The 18,265-nt window shown below is 68.6% G+C and carries 13 protein-coding genes; 8 read left to right on the top strand and 5 right to left on the bottom strand.

The window, feature by feature from the left end; all coding sequences use genetic code 11:
- Position 1: 1 nt before the first annotated feature.
- On the bottom strand, positions 2-1,327 hold the full coding sequence (locus tag ABLG96_RS11310; protein WP_353647493.1) for a 6-phospho-beta-glucosidase: 1,326 nt from the start codon (positions 1,325-1,327) through the stop codon (positions 2-4).
- Between the two features lie 55 nt (positions 1,328-1,382).
- Here ABLG96_RS11310 and ABLG96_RS11305 point away from each other — a divergent pair, with 55 nt between their 5' ends.
- The 4 genes from ABLG96_RS11305 to ABLG96_RS11290 all read left to right on the top strand — a co-directional run bounded on the left by ABLG96_RS11305 (position 1,383) and on the right by ABLG96_RS11290 (position 6,057).
- Complete coding sequence (locus ABLG96_RS11305; protein ID WP_353647492.1) at positions 1,383-2,486, top strand: PfkB family carbohydrate kinase; 1,104 nt, start codon at positions 1,383-1,385, stop codon at positions 2,484-2,486.
- A 277-nt stretch (positions 2,487-2,763) separates the two neighbouring features.
- The gene (locus ABLG96_RS11300) at positions 2,764-4,164 is read left to right on the top strand and encodes a sugar ABC transporter substrate-binding protein (protein ID WP_353647491.1); all 1,401 of its coding nucleotides are present in this window, start codon (positions 2,764-2,766) and stop codon (positions 4,162-4,164) included.
- A gap of 22 nt (positions 4,165-4,186) precedes the next feature.
- Positions 4,187-5,143 (top strand): sugar ABC transporter permease, encoded by a 957-nt coding sequence (locus ABLG96_RS11295; RefSeq protein ID WP_353647490.1) that lies wholly within the window; start codon positions 4,187-4,189, stop codon positions 5,141-5,143.
- Complete coding sequence (locus tag ABLG96_RS11290; RefSeq protein WP_353647489.1) at positions 5,140-6,057, top strand: carbohydrate ABC transporter permease; 918 nt, start codon at positions 5,140-5,142, stop codon at positions 6,055-6,057. The genes ABLG96_RS11295 and ABLG96_RS11290 overlap by 4 nt, the downstream gene beginning before the upstream one ends.
- 34 nt (positions 6,058-6,091) lie before the next feature.
- Here ABLG96_RS11290 and ABLG96_RS11285 read toward each other — a convergent pair whose 3' ends face one another.
- The 4 genes from ABLG96_RS11285 to ABLG96_RS11270 all read right to left on the bottom strand — a co-directional run bounded on the left by ABLG96_RS11285 (position 6,092) and on the right by ABLG96_RS11270 (position 11,978).
- Positions 6,092-6,673, bottom strand: coding sequence for a helix-turn-helix domain-containing protein (locus tag ABLG96_RS11285; protein ID WP_353647488.1), 582 nt, complete (start codon positions 6,671-6,673; stop codon positions 6,092-6,094).
- A gap of 4 nt (positions 6,674-6,677) precedes the next feature.
- Entirely contained in the window at positions 6,678-9,554 is a 2,877-nt protein-coding gene (locus tag ABLG96_RS11280) for an aconitate hydratase (protein ID WP_353647487.1), read from the bottom strand.
- A 221-nt stretch (positions 9,555-9,775) separates the two neighbouring features.
- Positions 9,776-11,302, bottom strand: coding sequence for a hypothetical protein (locus tag ABLG96_RS11275; protein WP_353647486.1), 1,527 nt, complete (start codon positions 11,300-11,302; stop codon positions 9,776-9,778).
- A gap of 151 nt (positions 11,303-11,453) precedes the next feature.
- Positions 11,454-11,978, bottom strand: coding sequence for a hypothetical protein (locus ABLG96_RS11270; protein WP_353647485.1), 525 nt, complete (start codon positions 11,976-11,978; stop codon positions 11,454-11,456).
- 379 nt (positions 11,979-12,357) lie between these two features.
- Here ABLG96_RS11270 and ABLG96_RS11265 point away from each other — a divergent pair, with 379 nt between their 5' ends.
- The 4 genes from ABLG96_RS11265 (at position 12,358) to ABLG96_RS11250 (ending at position 18,206) form a co-directional block, all read left to right on the top strand.
- Positions 12,358-14,991, top strand: a complete 2,634-nt coding sequence (locus ABLG96_RS11265) for an NlpC/P60 family protein (protein ID WP_353647484.1) — start codon at positions 12,358-12,360, stop codon at positions 14,989-14,991.
- Positions 14,992-15,199: 208 nt separating this feature from the next.
- A complete protein-coding gene (locus ABLG96_RS11260) occupies positions 15,200-16,267 on the top strand; it encodes a MoxR family ATPase (protein ID WP_353647483.1) in 1,068 nt (355 codons plus the stop codon).
- Positions 16,267-17,256 carry a DUF58 domain-containing protein gene (locus tag ABLG96_RS11255; RefSeq protein ID WP_353647482.1) on the top strand — a complete coding sequence of 330 codons (990 nt, stop codon included), beginning with the start codon at positions 16,267-16,269 and terminating at the stop codon, positions 17,254-17,256. The genes ABLG96_RS11260 and ABLG96_RS11255 overlap by 1 nt, the downstream gene beginning before the upstream one ends.
- Positions 17,253-18,206: a VWA domain-containing protein gene (locus tag ABLG96_RS11250; RefSeq protein WP_353647481.1), complete on the top strand. Its 954-nt coding sequence runs from the start codon at positions 17,253-17,255 to the stop codon at positions 18,204-18,206. Before ABLG96_RS11255 ends, ABLG96_RS11250 begins: the two co-directional genes overlap by 4 nt.
- Positions 18,207-18,265: the final 59 nt, after the last annotated feature.

Raw genomic sequence — 18,265 nt, 5'->3', positions numbered from 1 at the left:
CTCAGTGCAGGACGTCGGCCAACTGCGGGTGATCGGCGATCGTCCCGGCAACCAGCCGGGCGGCGATCCGGGGAGACCCGACCAGCGGATGCAGGGTGAAGGCGAGCTCCGCACGACGGCGTGATCCGGCGACCACCGCTTCGACGAGCGTGCGCTCCGCCGCGCGGACGGCACAGATCAGACCCAGCTGGTGCAGGCTGAGCGGATGCGGAACCTCCAGCACGTGGGCGCCTGAGGTGTCGACTCGTGACGGGGCTTCGACGATCATCGACGCCGGCAGCTGCGGGATGGCAGAGAAGTTGGGGGAGTTGACGATCAGGGTGCGTGGCGGGCCGCCGGTGAGGGCCTCCATCAGGTCGAGGGCCACGTGCTCGTACCCACCGCCGGTGAGATCCTCCGCGTCCCGCTCGTCCTCGCCGCGCGCTTCCGCCAGGTAGCTCTCCTCGCGCCGTTGACGGGTCTCGCGCCACCGGTTCGCCGGATCGCTGCTCGCGGTGTCGGCATAGAAATCGTCCTGGTCGGCAGCGATCACCTCGCCGCGGGTGGTACCCGAGCGGAGCTCGTCGACCAGATCCCGCTGGGCGTAGAAGAAGTACAGGTACTCGTTCGGGATCGAACCGAGCTCCTGGATCAACGGAGCACCGAACAGTCGGCCCTCCTCCATGGCGCCCAAGCGCGCCGCGTCGCCCACCACCCGCGGCAGCAGGTCGGTTCCCGCGGCGTCGCGAAGACCGCGCAGCCAGCCGAGGTGGTTGATGCCGACGTAGTCGATGTCCACCGCGCCGGTTTCGACGCCGAGCGTGCGGCAGGCGCGTCTGGCAAGTCCGATGGGGGAGTCGCAGAGCCCGATCACCTTGTGCCCCAGGACGTCCACCATGGCGTCGGTGATCATGCCAGCCGGATTGGTGAAATTCAGCAGCCAGGCATCGGGCGCCAGCACCCGGATGCGCCGCGCAATGTGCAGCATCACCGGTAGCGTGCGCAGGGCGTAGCTCAGACCACCGGCTCCGACCGTCTCCTGGCCGAGGATTCCCAGGTCCAGGGCCCGGCGCTCGTCACCCACCCGGCCTTCGGCGCCGCCCATCCGGATGGCGGCGAAGATCACGTCAGCGCCGACCAGAGCCGCGTCGAGATCCACCTCGAGCCGGATCGGTGGCATGGCGGAGCCGAGCAGATCGTGCAGCACTGCCTCGATCCGCTGCAGGCGAGGCATCGAAACATCCTGCAGCACAAGCTCTTCGAGCGGGAGGGTGGAGCGACGGTCGGCCCAGGCCTGAACGATCAGCGGGGTGCGGAAACCTCCGCCCCCCAGCAGCACCAGTCGCATTGGATCACCCTAACGCCCGCCGCCGACCGGGCCGTCGGGTGGCAGCATGACTGCCATGACCGAAACGACCGGAGTAGCTCCTGCTGTCGCGAGCCCAGATGCAGACGGGCCCGGTGGACAGCTCGACGTGATCATGCAGGGCACGGTCTTCCTGGACATCGTCTTCACCGGTCTGCCGTCCCTGCCGGTGGCCGGCACCGAGATCCACAGCGAAGGTATGGGCTCCTGCCCCGGAGGCGTCGCCAACCTTGCGGTCGCGAGCTCCCGACTGGGGATGAGCACCGGACTGTCGGCTGCCTTCGGTGACGACGGCTACGCAGATTTTCTCTGGACGACGTTGGCCGAGCAGGAGGGCATCGATCTCTCCCATTCCCAGCGGTTCGAGAACTGGCACTCCCCGGTCACCATCTCGATGGCCCACAACCGCGACCGGGCGATGCTCACCCACGAGCACCCGCCGCCCGTCCCCGCTGCGGAGTTGTTCGACGAACCACCGCTCGCGAGAACCGCGGTGGTGAATGTCGGGTCCGACTCCGGTGGGTGGGTCGAGAAGGCGGCCAGCAACGGCACGATGCTGTTCGGCGATGTGGGATGGGACCCGACCGGTGAGTGGTCGACCGACGTCCTGGCGGAGATCGGCCGATTGACCGCCTTCCTGCCCAACAGCGGCGAGGCGATGGCCTACACCCGCACGGAGGATCCGCGGGCCGCCTTGATGGAGCTCGCCGAGCAGGTCCCCGTGGTGGTCGTGACCTGCGGCGGCCAGGGCTCCATCGGCCTCGACGGCATCAGTGGTGAGGAGGAATGGGTTCCCGCGCTGCCGGTCAACGCGGTCGATGCCACCGGGGCCGGCGATGTGTTCGCGGCCGCGTTCATCGCCGGGACCCTGCGCGGGTGGTCGCTCAAGCACCGGATGGCCTTCGGCAATCTCTGCTCCGGCCTGGCGGTCCAGCAGGTCGGCGGCTCGCTGGCTGCTCCGGGATGGGGCGACATCGCAGACTGGCACGCCCGCACCGTGCAGCGGTCGGCCACCGGGTCGCGTCCGGCTCATGCGCTGCGGCACACCTACGAGTTCCTGGACGACGTCGTCGCGGAGCACGCGGGAAGCAGCGCGGTGCGCCGGGCAAGCGCCACCATCGCCCGCTCGTCCGATGCCTGAGGCACCCTCGGTTGCCGGGGCCTGAACGGGCGATCCGGGCATGCCGCCACCCTGCGTGGCGCAGATGTCGGTGGAGAGTTCTAGGGTGACCTCCATGGTCCCCGAATTCCGTCCCGTGCTGGAGCCGTTCTGGCCCGGCCGGCGCGGCGATGCCTTCGACGGTCTCTGTCCGCGCGGCTGACGCATGATCACCGGAGCGCGCCCGATGAGCTCCGCCTCGCAATACCCTGCCGCCGCCGATGCCCCGGCAGCACCCGAAACCCCTGGAGATGACCGCATGACCGACCCCACCCCGCAGCGCCCGTCCCCGCTCAACCGTCGGCAGTTCTTCGCAGTGGGCGGCAGCCTCGCCGCGGCCGGCGTGCTGGCAGCCTGCGGCTCCGACACCGGCCGCACCGCTGCGTCCTCCCCGGGCGCCGCCGCCAGCACGGGCAGCACATCCACGGCTACCGGCAGCTCGTCCGCAGCGGTCAGCGCGTCGTCCGTCTCCGGCGGGCCGTCCTCGTCCGCAGGTGGAGCCAAGCCGACGCTGCAGCAGTGGTATCACCAGTACGGCGAGGAGGGCACCAAGGCCGCGGTCGAGAAGTACGCGGCCGCGTATCCCGACGCCACCGTCAAGGTCGGTTGGTTCCCCGGCGACTACGACTCGAAGTTGGCTTCGGCGTTGCTCACCGCTGACGCCCCCGACGTGTTCGAGGCCGGCAACGGTCCGTCGATCGACGCGATCCAGGGCGGACTCGTGGAACCGCTGGACGACCTGCTCGGAGATGCCAAGAGCGACTTCAACCAGGCCCTCATCTCCCGGATGAGCTATCAAGACAAGCTCTATGCGATTCCGCAGGTGATCGACATGCAGCTGCTCGTGTATCGCAAGTCGTTGTTGGACGCCGCCGGAGTGAAGCCGCCCACCACCTTCGACGAGCTGGCTGCCGCCGCGAAGGCTCTGACCGACGGCGATCAGAAGGGTCTGTTCGTCGGCAACGACGGCGGTGTCGGCATTCTCACCGGCCCGACGCTGTGGTCCGTGGGCGCCGACTACCTTACCGACGACGACAAGGTGGGCTTCACCGATCCGTCGGTGGCGACCGCGTTCGGCAAGCTGCACGAGCTGTTCGCCTCCGACAGTCTGCTGCTCGGCGCGCCCAGCGACTGGTTCTCCGCCGATGCCATCAACACCGGACTGACCGCGATGCAGTTCACCGGTCTGTGGACCTTCCCCGACCTGATCAAGGAGCTGGGCGACGACTTCGGTGTACTGCCATGGCCGAAGTTCTCCGCCGACGGTGCCGGTGCGCCCAGCGTGCCGATCGGCGCCTTCGGGTCCGCAGTGTCGGCGAAGGGCAAGAACGTCGATGCGGCGAAGGCCTTCGTCAAGTACCTGTGGGTCGACAACGCGGCCGACCAGGTCGACTTCGCCCAGAGCTACGGCTTCCATTTCCCGGCCCGCGAGAGCCTCGCCGACCAGGCCACGAAGCTCAAGGAGGGGACTGCTGCAGAGGCGGTGAAGATCCTGCAGGAGTACAGCCACGCCCAGAGCCCGCTGCTGTGGACGCCGGCCTCGGCCACCGCGCTGAGCGACGCAGTCACCAAGATCATCAAGAACGGTGCCGATCCGGCCTCGACGTTGGCGGGTGTCGTGAGCAAGGTCAAGGCCGAACTCAAGCGGGTCGTCAAGTAATGACCGTCCGGGGGACGGTTCGATGAGCGCCCCGACAGTTGTTGCCCCCAGACCCGCCCGGCGCGGCACGCTGAAGCAGCGACTGCTCGGGCCGCAGAACCGCAACCTGTGGTTCTGGGTGTTCGTCGGACCGTTCCTCGTCGGGTTGGCGATCTTCGTCTACGTCCCGATCCTGTGGAGCCTCTACCTGTCGTTCTTCGACGCGCGCAACACGGTCACCCCGACCGATTTCGTCGGTTTCGACAACTACACGTTCATGCTCACCGACCCGGCATTCCTGTCGAGCATGGGCACCTTCCTGGTGTTCGCGATCTTCATCGTCCCGGTCACTTTCGCGTTCGGACTGGGGCTCGCGCTCGCGGTCAACCGGACCCGCTGGTTCCAGGCGTTCTTCCGGTCCGCGTTCTTCCTGCCGGCCGCATGTTCGTACGTCGTGGCCGCGCTGATCTGGAAGATGTCGATCTTCAACGGGTTCCGATCAGGGGTGGCCAACGGCCTGCTCGGGGTCTTCGACATCGACTCGGTCAAGTGGCTGTCGATCACCACCCCGCCCTGGTACTGGCTGGTGCTGGTCACCCTGCGGCTGTGGTTGCAGGTCGGCTTCTACATGATCTTGTTCCTGGCCGGGCTGCAGCGCATCCCGCCGATCCTCTACGAGGCGGCGTCGATCGACGGCGCCAAACCCGGATGGCAGACCTTCCGGTACATCACCTTCCCGCAACTCCGCGCGACGTCGGTGGCGGTGCTGGTGTTGTTGCTGATCAACGCGTTCCAGGCGTTCGACGAGTTCTACAACATCCTGTCGAACTTCGGCACCTACCCGCCCTATGCCAGGCCTCCGCTGGTCTATCTCTACTACGTCGCGCTCGGCTCCCAGCAGGACCTGGGCCGGGGCAGCGCCGGAGCGATCATCCTGGCGATCCTGATCGGTCTGATCACCGTGCTGCAGGCCAGGTTCACCCGGGAGAAGAGGTCATGAGCACCCCCGTCCACGGCGCGGAATCACAGGCCTTCACCTCGGCCGCCCCCACCGTCGCGCGCCGCACCGGCATCCAGCGGCCGCCGATCGAACGGCTCGGCGTCGCCGTGCGGACCGTGTTCCTGGTGGTCGGCGCGCTGCTGTTCCTGATGCCGTTCTACCTGCTGATCCGCAACGCGCTCGCCAACCGGCGCGAGATCGTCGGACTGAAGTTCACCTGGTGGCCGGGGGAGTTGCAGTGGACCAACTTCGCCGAGGCCTTCTCCTCCACCAACGACGTGCCGATGGGCCGGGCGATGGTCAACTCGGTCATCGTGTCGGTGACCCAGACCGTGCTCACCGTCGTCCTTGCGGCGATGGCAGGCTACGGCCTCGCGCGGATCCCGTTCCGGTACTCGAAGCTGATCTCCGGGACGGTGCTGGCCACCTTGCTCATCCCGTCGGCGGTGACATTCGTGCCGACCTTCGTGATGGTGTCGTCACTGGGTTGGGTCTCGTCCCTGCGTGGGCTGATCATCCCCGGGTTGTTCTCGGCGCTGGCGGTGTTCCTGTTCCGCCAACAGTTCTCGGACTTCCCCAAGGACCTCGAGGAGGCCGGCCGGATCGACGGTCTCGGCTGGTTCGGGGTGTTCTGGCGCGTGGTGGTGCCCAATACGGGGGCGTTCTTCGCCGCCGTCGGGGCGATCACCTTCCTCGGCAGCTGGAACTCGTTCCTCTGGCCGTTGGTGATCGGTCAGGACCCGAGTTCGTGGACGATCCAGGTGGCGCTCTCCGCCTTCACCACCTCGCAGACCGTCGACTACTCGCAGCTGTTCGCCGCCGCCGTCATCGCGGTACTGCCGGTGCTGGTGCTGTTCCTGGCGCTGCAGCGGTTCATCCGCCAGGGCTACGAGAGCACCGGTTCGACCGGCTGAGCACGATCGGCGTTGGGACTCGTACGGTCTCGACTCACTGCGTTCGCTCGACCAGCGAGTCCCGCCGGACGGACGACTCCACCAGGTCCAGCACCACGCCGAACCGGTCGGCGGGCAGGCCGGTGGCGAGGTGCGTCACGAGGCCTTCGAGCACGAGCTCCAGGTACGACGCCAACACCTCGATGTCGACGTCGTCGCGGAGCTTGCCCGCATCTCGCTGCCGCTGAAGGCGCTCACGGGTGGCGATGGACACCGCCGACGAGCGTTGGGCCCAGGTGGTGCGGAACTCGGTGTCGGTGCGCAACCGACGGGAGATCTCCAGCTGGGTGCCCAGCCAGCCCTCGTCGGGCCGGACGATCAGCTCACGCATCACCTGGACGAGACCGTGTGCCGCAACGGTGTGCGCCATCTCCTCGACGTCGGCTTCGGCCAGCGCGAGGAACAGGGCGTCCTTGTCCTCGAAGTGGTGGAAGATCGCCCCGCGGCTGAGTCCGGCGCCCTCCTCGAGCACGCGGACGGTCGCACCCTCGAACCCGTACCGCGCGAACGCGGTACGGGCCGCATCGAGGATCTGCCGCCTCCGTGCTTCGAGGTGGGACTCCGAGACTCTCGGCACGAAATCAGTGCGCCTGGGCCGACTGCGCGCCCGGCTTCAGCAGGCTGCGCAGGACGTACTGCATGATGCCGCCGTTGCGGTAGTAGTCGGCCTCGCCGGGGGTGTCGATCCGCACGACCGCATCGAAATCGATGCTGGACTCGACGCCGTCAATGGTCTTCGTGGCCGTCACCTTCACCGTGCGCGGCGTGCCGCCCTCGTTCAGGGCGGTGATGCCGGCGATGTCGAAGATCTCGGTACCGTCCAGCCCCAGGGTCTTCGCGGACTCGCCGGCCGGGAACTGGAGCGGGATGACGCCCATGCCGATCAGGTTCGAGCGGTGGATCCGCTCGAACGACTCGGTGATGACGGCCTTCACGCCGAGCAGTGCCGTGCCCTTGGCCGCCCAGTCGCGCGAGGACCCGGAGCCGTACTCCTTGCCGCCCAACACGACCAGCGGGATTTCGGCAGCCTGGTAGTGGGCCGAGGCGTCGTAGATGAACGCCTGCGGGCCGCCCTCGACGGTGAAGTCGCGGGTGTAGCCGCCCTGCACTCCACCGTCGACGACGGCGTCCAGCAGCTGGTTGCGCAGCCGGATGTTCGCGAAGGTGCCGCGGATCATCACCTCGTGGTTGCCGCGGCGCGAGCCGTAGGAGTTGAAGTCCTTGCGCTCGATGCCGTGCTCGGTGAGGTACTTCCCGGCCGGGGTGTCGGCCCTGATGGCGCCGGCGGGGGAGATGTGATCGGTGGTCACCGAGTCCCCCAGCAGCGCCAGCACCTTGGCGCCGGTGATGTCGACGACCGGCGTCGGGTCGATCTGCATGCCCTCGAAGTACGGGGGCTTGCGGACGTAGGTGGAGTCGGGCTCCCACTTGAAGGTCTTGCCCTCGGGGGTGGGCAGCGCCTTCCAGCGCTCGCCGCCGTCGAAGACGTCGGCGTAGTCCTTGGTGAACATCTCCTGGGTGATCGACGACAGCATCGTCTCCTGGATCTCCTGCGGCGACGGCCAGATGTCGGTCAGGAAGACCTCCTTGCCCTCCGGGTCGACACCCAGCGGCTGGGTGGCGAAGTCGAAGTCCATGGTCCCGGCCAGGGCATACGCGATCACCAGGGGAGGCGAGGCCAGGTAGTTCATCTTGACGTCCGGGTTGATCCGGCCCTCGAAGTTGCGGTTGCCGGACAGTACCGACACCACCGACAGGTCGGCTTCGTTGACGGCCGCCGAGATCTCCTCCGGCAGTGGGCCGGAGTTGCCGATGCAGGTGGTGCAGCCGTAACCGACCAGGTGATAACCCAACTTCTCCAGGTACGGCCACAGGCCGGCCTTCTCGTAGTAGTCGGTGACCACCTGCGAACCGGGAGCCATCGTGGTCTTGACCCAGGGCTTGACCGACAATCCGCGCTCGACGGCGTTGCGCGCCAGGATGGCTGCGCCGAGCATCACCGACGGGTTGGACGTGTTGGTGCACGAGGTGATCGCGGCGATCACCACTGCGCCGTGGTCGAGCTCGAAGTCGCCGTACTCCGCGGTCGAGACCTTCGTCGGCTTCGACGGCCGGCCGCTGCGGCCGTCAGCGGCCGACATCAGCCTCGCCGGGCGGACCTGCTCGTCGCCGGCGAACTTCGGGTCGGTCGGCGCGGGATCGGAGGCGGGGAAGGAGTCCTCGACAGTCTCGTCGAGGTCGGTGAGTTCCGGGCTGCCGTCGGCGGAGACGTAGTCGTGGATCGACGTGCGGAAGGCGGCCTTCGCGTTCGAGACCTCGATCCGGTCCTGCGGACGCTTCGGTCCGGCGATCGACGGGACCACCGTCGACAGGTCGAGCTCGAGGTACTCGGAGAAGACCGGCTCGGTGGACGGGTCGTGCCAGAGCCCCTGCTCCTTCGCGTACGCCTCGACCAGCGCCACCTGTGCGGCGGGGCGGCCGGTGAGCGTCAGATAGTCGATCGTCTCGACGTCGATCGGGAACATCGCGGCGGTGGAGCCGAACTCCGGGCTCATGTTGCCGATGGTGGCCCGGTTGGCCAGCGGGACGGCGCCGACACCCTCACCGTAGAACTCCACGAACTTGCCGACGACGCCGTGCTTGCGCAGCATCTCGGTGATCGTCAGCACGACGTCGGTGGCGGTGGTGCCGGCCGGGATCTGGCCGCTGAGCTTGAACCCGACGACCCGGGGGATCAGCATCGAGACCGGCTGGCCCAGCATGGCGGCCTCGGCTTCGATACCGCCGACGCCCCAGCCGAGGACGCCGATGCCGTTGACCATGGTGGTGTGCGAATCGGTACCGACGCAGGAGTCCGGGTAGGCCTGACCGCCCCGCGACATCACGACGCGAGCAAGGTGCTCGATGTTGACCTGGTGGACGATTCCGGTGCCCGGCGGGACGACCTTGAACTCGTCGAAGGCGGTCTGGCCCCAGCGCAGGAACTGGTAGCGCTCGCGGTTGCGCTCGTACTCCAGCGCCACGTTCCGTTCGAAGGCGTCAGCGCGGCCGAACACGTCGGCGATCACCGAGTGGTCGATGACCATCTCGGCGGGGGCGAGGGGATTGATCCGGTCCGGGTCGCCGCCGAGGTCGGCCATCGCCTCGCGCATCGTGGCCAGGTCGACCACACACGGCACGCCGGTGAAGTCCTGCATGATGACGCGCGCCGGGGTGAACTGGATCTCGGTGTCCGGTTCGGCGTTCGGGTCCCAGTTCGCCAACGCGAGAATGTGGTCGCGGGTGATGTTCGCGCCGTCCTCGGTGCGGATCAGGTTCTCCAGGAGGACCTTGAGAGAGAAAGGCAGCCGGTCCGCGTTCTCCAGGCCCTCGACCCCCTTGATCCGAAAGATCTCGTACTCGTCGTCCCCGACGGCAAGGCTCGTACGGGCGGCGAAGCTGTTCAGGCTGGGGCTCACGGTGTCTCCTTCGACGGGTGCGGCTCGTGCGCTCGGACGTGCTGGGTGAGACCTGCGGATGTCGGTCCGGTACGCGTCCTGCTTCCGCCTGAATCCTAACAGTACGGCTGTCCGGTTTGAACAGAACCTACCCCGGACAGCACAGAACCCGCCTCCCGGTGGTTGGGGGCGGGTCCTGGGCTGTCAGATCGCGGTGGGCTTCGCAGGGCGAACCCCGGCGATCACTTCTGTGGTACGAGCGACAGCAGGTAGTCGATGTCGCCGGGCTCGAGCCCCTGCAGCAGCGTGATGATGACGCCGGAGTAGGAGCGCAGCGGGCTGACGTACCACTTGCCGCCGACCTCGGTGGTGACCAGACCCAGTTCCAGCACCTTGCCGAAGACGCGCTTGATGATGTCCTTGACCTGGGCCGGCATTGCCTCGAGGCCCACCTTGCCGGACAGCTGCTTCATCAGGTCGTCGGTGCTGAACGTCTGACTCTGGCCGTCCTGGGTGACGGTGACGCTGTCAGACGCGGTGTCGATGGCCAGACCGAAGGTCTTGCCCTCCATCTCGAGTTCGATCGACTTGAGCGAGACCTTCTTGCCGCCGGTGACGTCAGCGGTGTTGAACTGCAGGTCCTTGATCGTGGGCACGTCGGTGGGCTTGGACGGCTTGCTCTGCGCGAGGAATCGCTTGCCGTAGTCGTACATCACGCCCATCTCCTCGGGCGGCAGCATGCCGATGATGCCTTCGTAGTCGCCGGCCAGTGACTTGTCGACCAGCTGCCTGACGGCATCCTCGGGTGAGGATCCACCGACAGGTGTGATCGCCGTCTGGAGATCGGCGGCCTTCAGCTCCGCGTCCGACTTCGACTGGTTCAGGTACCAGTTCTCGGCGAGCGTGTAGAAGAGGCTGGTGTACCACTTGTCGCCGCGCTTGACGGTGACGACCTGGATCGGCTCACCGGCCTTCTTGACGAGTTCGGCGATGTCGAAGGTGCGTGGTCCGGAGCTGGGCAGCTCGATCTTGGCCTTCGCCAGCGCGGCCTTCACCTTGTCGGAGAACGGCAGATCGGCCGGGTTCACGCCGTTGAGGGTGATCTTGCCGCCGGTGATGGCCACCACCTGCAGGTGATCGTTGATGGTGCGCTGACCGGCCGGGTCGAAGGTGATGCCCTCGGTCTTGATGCTGGCGCCGGAGGCGGAGGCACTCGCGTTCTCGTTGAGAACCCCGAGGCGCTTGAGCTCGGCGAGGCCGTCCGAGGAGGCATCCATGATCGGCTGCGCCTCGGCCGGGTCCAGATTCTCCAGCAGCGCGAGCGAGTCGCCGGTCTCGAACGAGGCGAAGGCGGCCTGGACCGCCTGCTGGGGGGACTCCGCGCCGCCGTCGGCCGTCGTTCCCTTCTTGCTGACGAAGAAGATGGTGACGCCCACGGCGAGGGCGATGACCACGACGACCGCGGTGATGATCATGGCCAGATTGCGCTTGCGCGGCTGTGCGCCCTGCGGCTGCCAGCCGGCGCCCTGCTGACGGGGGTCGAATTGTTGGCCACCGCCCTGCCACTGCTGCTGACCGGGGTCCGGCTGCCAGCCCTGGGGACCGGCCTGCTGCGGCTGCCATCCCGGCTGCGGCTGCGCGCCCGGTGCGGAACCCTGCTGCGGCTGCCATCCCTGTTGCGGTTGCTGCCCGGGGTGCTGGGGCCAACCCGGTCCCTGCTCGGGCGACTGGCCCGGCCCGGAACTCTGAGGTCCGTACTGATCGCTCATCGGAGCAGTCCCTTTCTCGAACCTGGTGCGCCCTGACGGCACACTCGGCTAACCGGATTGACGTCCCGATCGGTGACTCGGTTCCCGATCGGCCTGTAGTTGAAGTGATTCTCGAACGGGTGGACCTCGCCCGCACCTCGATCGCGCAGCGTCACGTGCGCGGCGCGGGGACCAGGCGGGTGGGCGAGCGGAGAAACAGTCCGACCGCGCCGAGACAGCCGAGGACGCCGCCGACGACCATCGTCGTCGGTCCGAGCTCGACCATCCGCACTCCGCCCACGCTCCGGCCGCTGCCGTATGCCAACACGAGCACGCCGACGGTGACGGACGACACGCCGACCAGCAGCCCGAGAACCGCCGCCGACCGGCGCAGCCGCAGTACCAGCAGCAGGAGCACCACCACGACGGCCGGCCCCCAGAACGGCCACACGTCCGGTGCGAGGCGGTACCACCAGGCATTGAACAACCGGTATCGATCGGCCAGGCCCATCAGCTGGAAACTGTTGCGCGTCGCAGGTCCGGATGCCAACCAGGGCAGGAACATCGACCACAGGACGCTCAGCAGACCCACTCCGGTCAGCAGCGCACCGGACAGATGGAAAACGCTGATGCCTGGCCCCGCCGAGGTACGTCCGGGCACGGATCCGCCGCGGACGGTGGCGTCGGGCGCGGGCACAAGGACAAGTGTCGCAAACATCAGTCAGGGGAGCCGGATGAATGCGGACGGCGACCCCTGGGCCCGCGCGCTCGGACGACGGGCACCGAGGCGCCCCGGGGGCGGCCGAACACGCGCTCGTTCCCGCCCGCGCACCATCCGTTGCGACGCTGCGGCAGTGCTCTTTCCGCGTTGCTCGAACGGGCGTGATGCCTGGTACCCGTGTGACACTTGGGGCAGAAAAATACCACCGTGGCCACTCTGATCGCTGTGACGTCTGGTCATCAAGGGGTCGAAAGTGGCACAGTGCTACCTGGCGTGTCGGATTGACATCTGTGAACGCCGTGATCCATGAGTCAATTCGAGATGCATCCGCGCTTCGGCGCGGGAAGGAGAATCGGTGAACAAGTCACACCTGCGGACCACACGTCAGCGACGCCTCGCCGTCGCGCGTGCAACGGTCGCACTGACGTTCATCGGGGGCCTGGTGCTCGGATCGGCGGCACCGGCCGGTGCCGCACCCACCGTCATCTCCGCTTCGCACACGGTGGCCTCGCCGATCCGGGTCGCCGCTCCGATCCCCCCGCCGCCGCCGAACCCTTCCGACGACGACATCCAGGGCAGTGAGGACGCAGCGAACGCGGCCGCCAGTGAGGTCGGTCAGCTCTCCGGACGGGTGACCGCCACCGAGAACCGCATCGCGACCCTGCAGGACGACATGCAGTCCAAGCAGGAGCTCGTGAACAAGGCCTATGTCGACCTCGATGTCGCCAAGGACGATGCCGAACAGGCCGCCCTGGCCGCCACGACGGCACGCCGGCAGGCGGCCCAGGCGGACACCGCCGTGACCGTCGCCGAGCAGAAGGCCGCGACCTTCGCTGCAGCCTCGTTCCGCAACGGGTCGGTGATCGGTTCGGAGGCCGCGCTGCTCGACGCGCGAGACCTGAACGATCTGCTCGCCAGGGATGCGCTCCTCGAGCAGGTCTCCGAGTCCCAGCTGGACTTCATCGGCAACCTGCAGACAGCGCGCAACCGGAAGGCGTCCGCGGACGCCGCGGCCCGCTCCGCGCAGGAGAAGGCGCAGGCCGCCCAGCAGGCCGCCGAGCAGGCCGCGTCGTTCGCCGAGCAGGCGAAGGACGCCGCGACCATCGCGCTGGGAAAGGGACAGACCGAACTCGATGCCCTGCAGAGCCAGCTGACCACCCAGCAGGCCGCCTACCGGTCGGCACTGGACAACACGGCGTCGCTGAAGTCCCAGCGTGAGGCCTACGACCAGTGGCTGGTCGAGAAGAAGGCCGAGGAAGAGCGTCAGCGCGTGCTGGCCGAACAGCGCCGTCAGGCCGCCATCGTCGAGGCGGCACGCAAGGCCGCTGTCGAGCGGGCAGCCGCCGAGGCCAGGGCCCAGGCCATCGCCGAGGCACAGGCACAGGCGGAGGCAGATCGTCAGGCTGCCCTGCGGGCGGCCGAGGCGGCGGCAGCGCGGGAGGCCTCGATCAAGGCAGCGGCCGACGCCCAGGAGCGCAGGATCGCGGCGACGGAGGCAGCCGCGGAACAGAGCAGGCAGCAGGCAGCTGCCGCCGAGGCGAGGCAGGCTGCGGCTGACCGGAGCGCCGCCACGAGTGCGGCAGCATCCCGCGAGGCCGCCGCGGCACAAGCTGCCTCAGACGCGCGGGCCGCTGCCGCCCGCAGGGCCGCGGCCGCACAACGTGCCGTCGACCAGCGGGCAGAAGCGAGTGCGGCAGCATCCCGCCAGGCCGCCGCAGAGCAAGCCGCCGCAGAGCAAGCCGCCGCGGCCGCCCGGGCCGCTGCCGGCACAGCTGCCGCCCGCACGGCCGCGGCCGCACAACGTGCCGCCGACCAGCGGGCAGAAGCGAGTGCGGCAGCATCCCGCCAGGCCGCCGCAGAGCAAGCTGCCGCAGAGCGAGCAGCCGCAGACGGACGGGCCGCTGCCGCCCGCAGGGCCGCGGCTGCACAACGTGCCGTTGACCAGCGGGCAGAAGCGCGTACGGCAGCATCCCGCCAGGCCGCCGCAGAGCAAGCTGCCGCAGACGGACGGGCCGCTGCCAGCGCAGCCGCCGCCCGCAGGGCCGCGGCCGCACAACGTGCCGCCGACCAGCGGGCAGAAGCGAGTGCGGCAGCATCCCGCCGGGCCGCCGCAGCGCAAGCTGCCGCACAAGGGCGGGCCGCTGCCAGTGCAGCTGCCGCCCGCAGGGCCGCGGCCGCACAACGAGCCGCCGACCGGCGGGCTGCTTCAGCGGCTGCGGACGCGAGGCGACAAGCGGCACTGCGCGCCCAGGCCACCGAGCGGGCGCGGGTCGCTGCCGCCCGCAGGGCCAAGGAGATGGCCGACAAGCTCAAGCAGATCCGCGGCAACGGCACCGGCGGGGGCTCCTACTTCCAGAACTGCGACGCTGCCCGCTCGGCCGGGTTCGCACCGATGCGCAGGGGCGAAGCCGGCTATCGCGCCGGGTTGGATCCGAACAGCAACGGGATCGCGTGCGACGCCGGCGCCGGGTCCGCCCCGTCCGCCGGGTCGGGAAGCTCCGGTGGATCGGGGAGCTCGGGTGGCGGCTCGGTCTCCGTTCCCAGCGATGGGTCCAAGGGATCCATCGTGGTCAACGCCGCGCTCAAGTGGTTGGGAACGCCCTACTCGTGGGGCGGTGGCAACTCCTCCGGACCCACTACCGGCATCAGCGCGGGATGCACCTCGACCTGTCAGCAGTACGAGCCTTGGAACACCGTCGGCTTCGACTGTTCCGGTCTGACGCTCTACGCGTGGGCCCAGGCCGGCGTCAGCCTGCCGCACTACTCGGCCTACCAGTTCCAGTCCGGGCAGCGGATCTCCCGGTCCGACGTGCAGCCGGGTGATCTGGTCTTCTTCGCCGACAACACCTCCGACTGGACGACCATCCACCACGTCGCCATCTACCTGGGCAACGGCCAGCTGATCGAGGCTCCGCAGTCCGGCGTGCCGGTACGGATCCGTGGCTGGCGCGACGACGGCTACATCGGCGCTGTACGACCCGGCACCTGAGCCGGCGCACCGAGCCACCTCCACGGCCCCGTCTGCTCGACACCGAGCGAACGGGGCCGCGGTGTGTCCGGGACTCCCCGCATGGCTGCACTGTGGCAAGTCCCGACGCGCACCACGGATTTTCGCCATGATGGACTCACGGTGAGTGCTCACCGATCGATTCGCGGTATCAGACCACGAGCAGTGCAGAACCTTTCAGGAGGAGCCGGTGACGGCTGAGATGAACGGACCCGTACCACCCAGAGGATCCGGACCAGCCGCCCAAGGCCCCATCCCCACGGCCGGTGGCGCCGCATCCGACGCCGCTCTCCTGGAGCGCACCGTGTTCGAGGTCAAGCGGGTCATCGTCGGTCAGGACCGACTCGTGGAACGCATGCTCGTCGGTCTGCTGGCCAGGGGCCATCTGTTGATCGAGGGGGTGCCCGGCGTCGCCAAGACGCTCGCGGTCGAGACCTTCTCGCGAGTCGTCGGCGGTACCTTCTCCCGCATCCAGTTCACCCCTGACCTCGTACCCTCCGACCTGCTCGGCACGCGCATCTATCGGGCCGGGCGGGAGGAGTTCGACACCGAACTCGGACCGGTGGTTGCCAACTTCGTGCTCGCTGACGAGATCAATCGGGCCCCGGCGAAGGTGCAGTCGGCGCTGCTGGAGGTGATGGCCGAGCGGCACGTGTCGATCGGCGGCACCACCTTTCCGATGCCGGATCCGTTCCTGGTGATGGCCACCCAGAACCCGATCGAGAACGAGGGCGTCTACCCGCTGCCGGAGGCCCAGCGCGACCGCTTCCTGTTCAAGCTGCTGGTGGACTACCCCAGCCCGGAGGAGGAACGCGAGATCATCTACCGGATGGGGGTGGCGCCCCCCAGCGCATCCAAGGTGCTGGAGATCTCCGAGCTGGTCCGTCTGCAACGCTCGGCTTCGAACGTGTTCGTCCACCACGCCTTGGTCGACTACGTCGTCCGCCTGGTCTACGCGACCCGGACGCCCGCCGACCACGGTCTCGATGACGTCGCGGGCTGGCTGTCGTACGGCGCCTCGCCCCGCGCCTCCCTCGGCATCGTCGCGGCCGCGCGTGCGCTCGCCCTGGTCCGCGGACGTGACTTCGTCGTGCCGCAGGACGTGGTCGACGTCGCCGCCGACGTGTTGCGGCACCGGCTCGTGCTGTCATACGACGCCCTCGCCGACGGCGTGCCGGTCGATGCGATCCTGTCCCGTCTGCTGCAGGCGATCCCGTTGCCACAGGTCAGCCCGCTACCCCAGCCGGGCGTCGCCTGATGGTCCTGGGCTTCACCCCCGCGAATCCGGCGGGCCCCAGCGGGGGTCGGGCCCGGATCCTGCCGTCGACGGCCGATCCCGCCCAGCTCGACGCCGCGCTCACCACTCTCGAGCTGACCGTGCGCCGCCGGCTCGACGGGCTGCTCCAGGGCAACCACCTCGGGCTGGTTCCGGGACCCGGCGCCGAACCGGGGGATGCGCGGCCCTACCACCCCGGAGACGACGTCCGCCGGATGGACTGGTCGGTGACGGCCCGCACCACCGAACCACACATCCGGCAGACCGTTGCCGACCGGGAGCTGGAGACCTGGATCGTGGCCGACCTGACTGCGTCCTTGGACTTCGGTACCACCGGCTGCGAGAAGCGCGACCTGGTGGTGGCCGCGGCGGCCGCGGTGGGACATCTGACCCAGGGTGGCGGCAACCGACTCGGGGCAGTGCTCGCCGGGGGCTCCGGGATCGAGCGGATCCCGGCTCGCGGGGGCCGACCGCACCTGCAGTACCTGCTCAGATCACTGGCGAGCAGTCCTCGCTCCGCCCCGGGTGCGCGCGACGGGTTGCCCGAAGCCCTGGAGCAGCTGCGACGGCCGCCGCGCCGCCGCGGTCTGGCCGTGGTGATCTCGGACTTCATCGGCCCGCTCGACTGGGAGCGATCGCTGCGCGCCCTCAACTCGCGACACGACCTGTTGGCCATCGAGGTCCTGGATCCACGCGATGTCGAGCTGCCCGATGTCGGGACGGTCACGTTGTTCGACCCGGAGTCCGGGCGCACCAAGAGCGTCCGGACCAGCTCGAGGCTGCGGGCCGATTTCGCCGGAGCCGCCGCGCAACGCCGGCGGGACGTCTCCACTGCCTTCCGCCGGGCCGGCGCCGCCCAACTGACCCTGCGAACCGATCGCGACTGGATCGCCGACATCGTGCGCTTCGCACTCAGCCGCAAGCGCGGCTGGACCGGCGCCGCCGGCCAGACGAAGGGCGATGTGTCGTGAAGTTCGCCGCACCGGTCTGGTTCCTGCTGGGGATCGTCGTCGTCCTGCTCGCCGTCGGCTATGTCGTCGTGCAGTTCAGAACCCGCCGGGACACGCTCCGGTTCGCCAACCTCGAGTTGCTGGAAACCGTTGCCCCGAAACGACTCTCGCGATGGCGTCACGTCCCGACGGTGTTCGTGCTGGTGGGCCTGTCGCTGCTGACCGTGGCGCTGGCCGGCCCGACCGCCGACGCGAAGGAACCGCGCAACCGGGCCGTCGTGATGCTGGCGATCGACGTGTCGTTGTCCATGCAGGCGACGGACGTCAGCCCGAACCGGCTGGCCGCGGCGCAGGAGGCAGCGAACCAGTTCATCGACGACCTGACCCCAGGGGTCAACCTCGGAATCGTGTCGTTCGCAGGGATACCGGCAACGCTGGTCGCGCCCACCACCGATCGCACGAAGGCGCACGCCGCTGTCAACGGACTCAAACTGGACGAGGCCACCGCCACCGGCGAGGCGCTCATCCTCTCCCTGCAGTCGATCGACCTGTTCTCCCAGACCTTCTCAGATGTGGACGGGCCGCCGCCGGCGCGGGTGGTGTTGATGACGGACGGTAAACGGACGGTAGGACGCAGCGAGGAGGACGCAGCCGGGATGGCCGCGAAAGCCAAGGTGCCCGTCTCGGTGATCGCTTTCGGTACCGCGAGTGGCACGGTCGACATCCGCGGACAGAACATCCCGGTGCCCCCGGACGTGCAGGGAATGAAGTCGATCGCGCGGATCTCCGGCGGCGATTTCCACACCGCCGCGACCCGTGAAGAACTGAAGCAGGTCTACGCGGAACTGGGCGAACAGATCGGTTACGAGACCGTCCAGAAGGACGTCTCCCGGCCGTGGGTGATCGCCGGAGTGCTGGCGCTGCTGCTCGGCAGTGCGGGCGCGCTCATGCTGAGCCGCCGGATTCCCTGACGATAGGCTCTGGCGCGGCATCCGCTGATCGACCCCGCCGAAAAGACTCAGATGAGAAG

Origin of the sequence: Nakamurella sp. A5-74 (genome assembly GCF_040438885.1) — a bacterium.
GTDB lineage: Bacteria > Actinomycetota > Actinomycetes > Mycobacteriales > Nakamurellaceae > Nakamurella.
This window is presented reverse-complemented; position numbering and strand designations above follow the sequence as displayed.

Bases quoted from the DNA above. Each gene is read 5' to 3' on its own strand.
- ABLG96_RS11275 (WP_353647486.1), bottom strand. From the start codon at position 11,302: ATGAGCGATCAGTACGGACCTCAGAGTTCCGGGCCGGGCCAGTCGCCC.
- ABLG96_RS11300 (WP_353647491.1), top strand. From the start codon at position 2,764: ATGACCGACCCCACCCCGCAGCGCCCGTCCCCGCTCAACCGTCGGCAG.
- ABLG96_RS11310 (WP_353647493.1), bottom strand. From the start codon at position 1,327: ATGCGACTGGTGCTGCTGGGGGGCGGAGGTTTCCGCACCCCGCTGATC.
- ABLG96_RS11290 (WP_353647489.1), top strand. From the start codon at position 5,140: ATGAGCACCCCCGTCCACGGCGCGGAATCACAGGCCTTCACCTCGGCC.
- ABLG96_RS11255 (WP_353647482.1), top strand. From the start codon at position 16,267: ATGGTCCTGGGCTTCACCCCCGCGAATCCGGCGGGCCCCAGCGGGGGT.
- ABLG96_RS11295 (WP_353647490.1), top strand. From the start codon at position 4,187: ATGAGCGCCCCGACAGTTGTTGCCCCCAGACCCGCCCGGCGCGGCACG.
- ABLG96_RS11305 (WP_353647492.1), top strand. From the start codon at position 1,383: ATGACCGAAACGACCGGAGTAGCTCCTGCTGTCGCGAGCCCAGATGCA.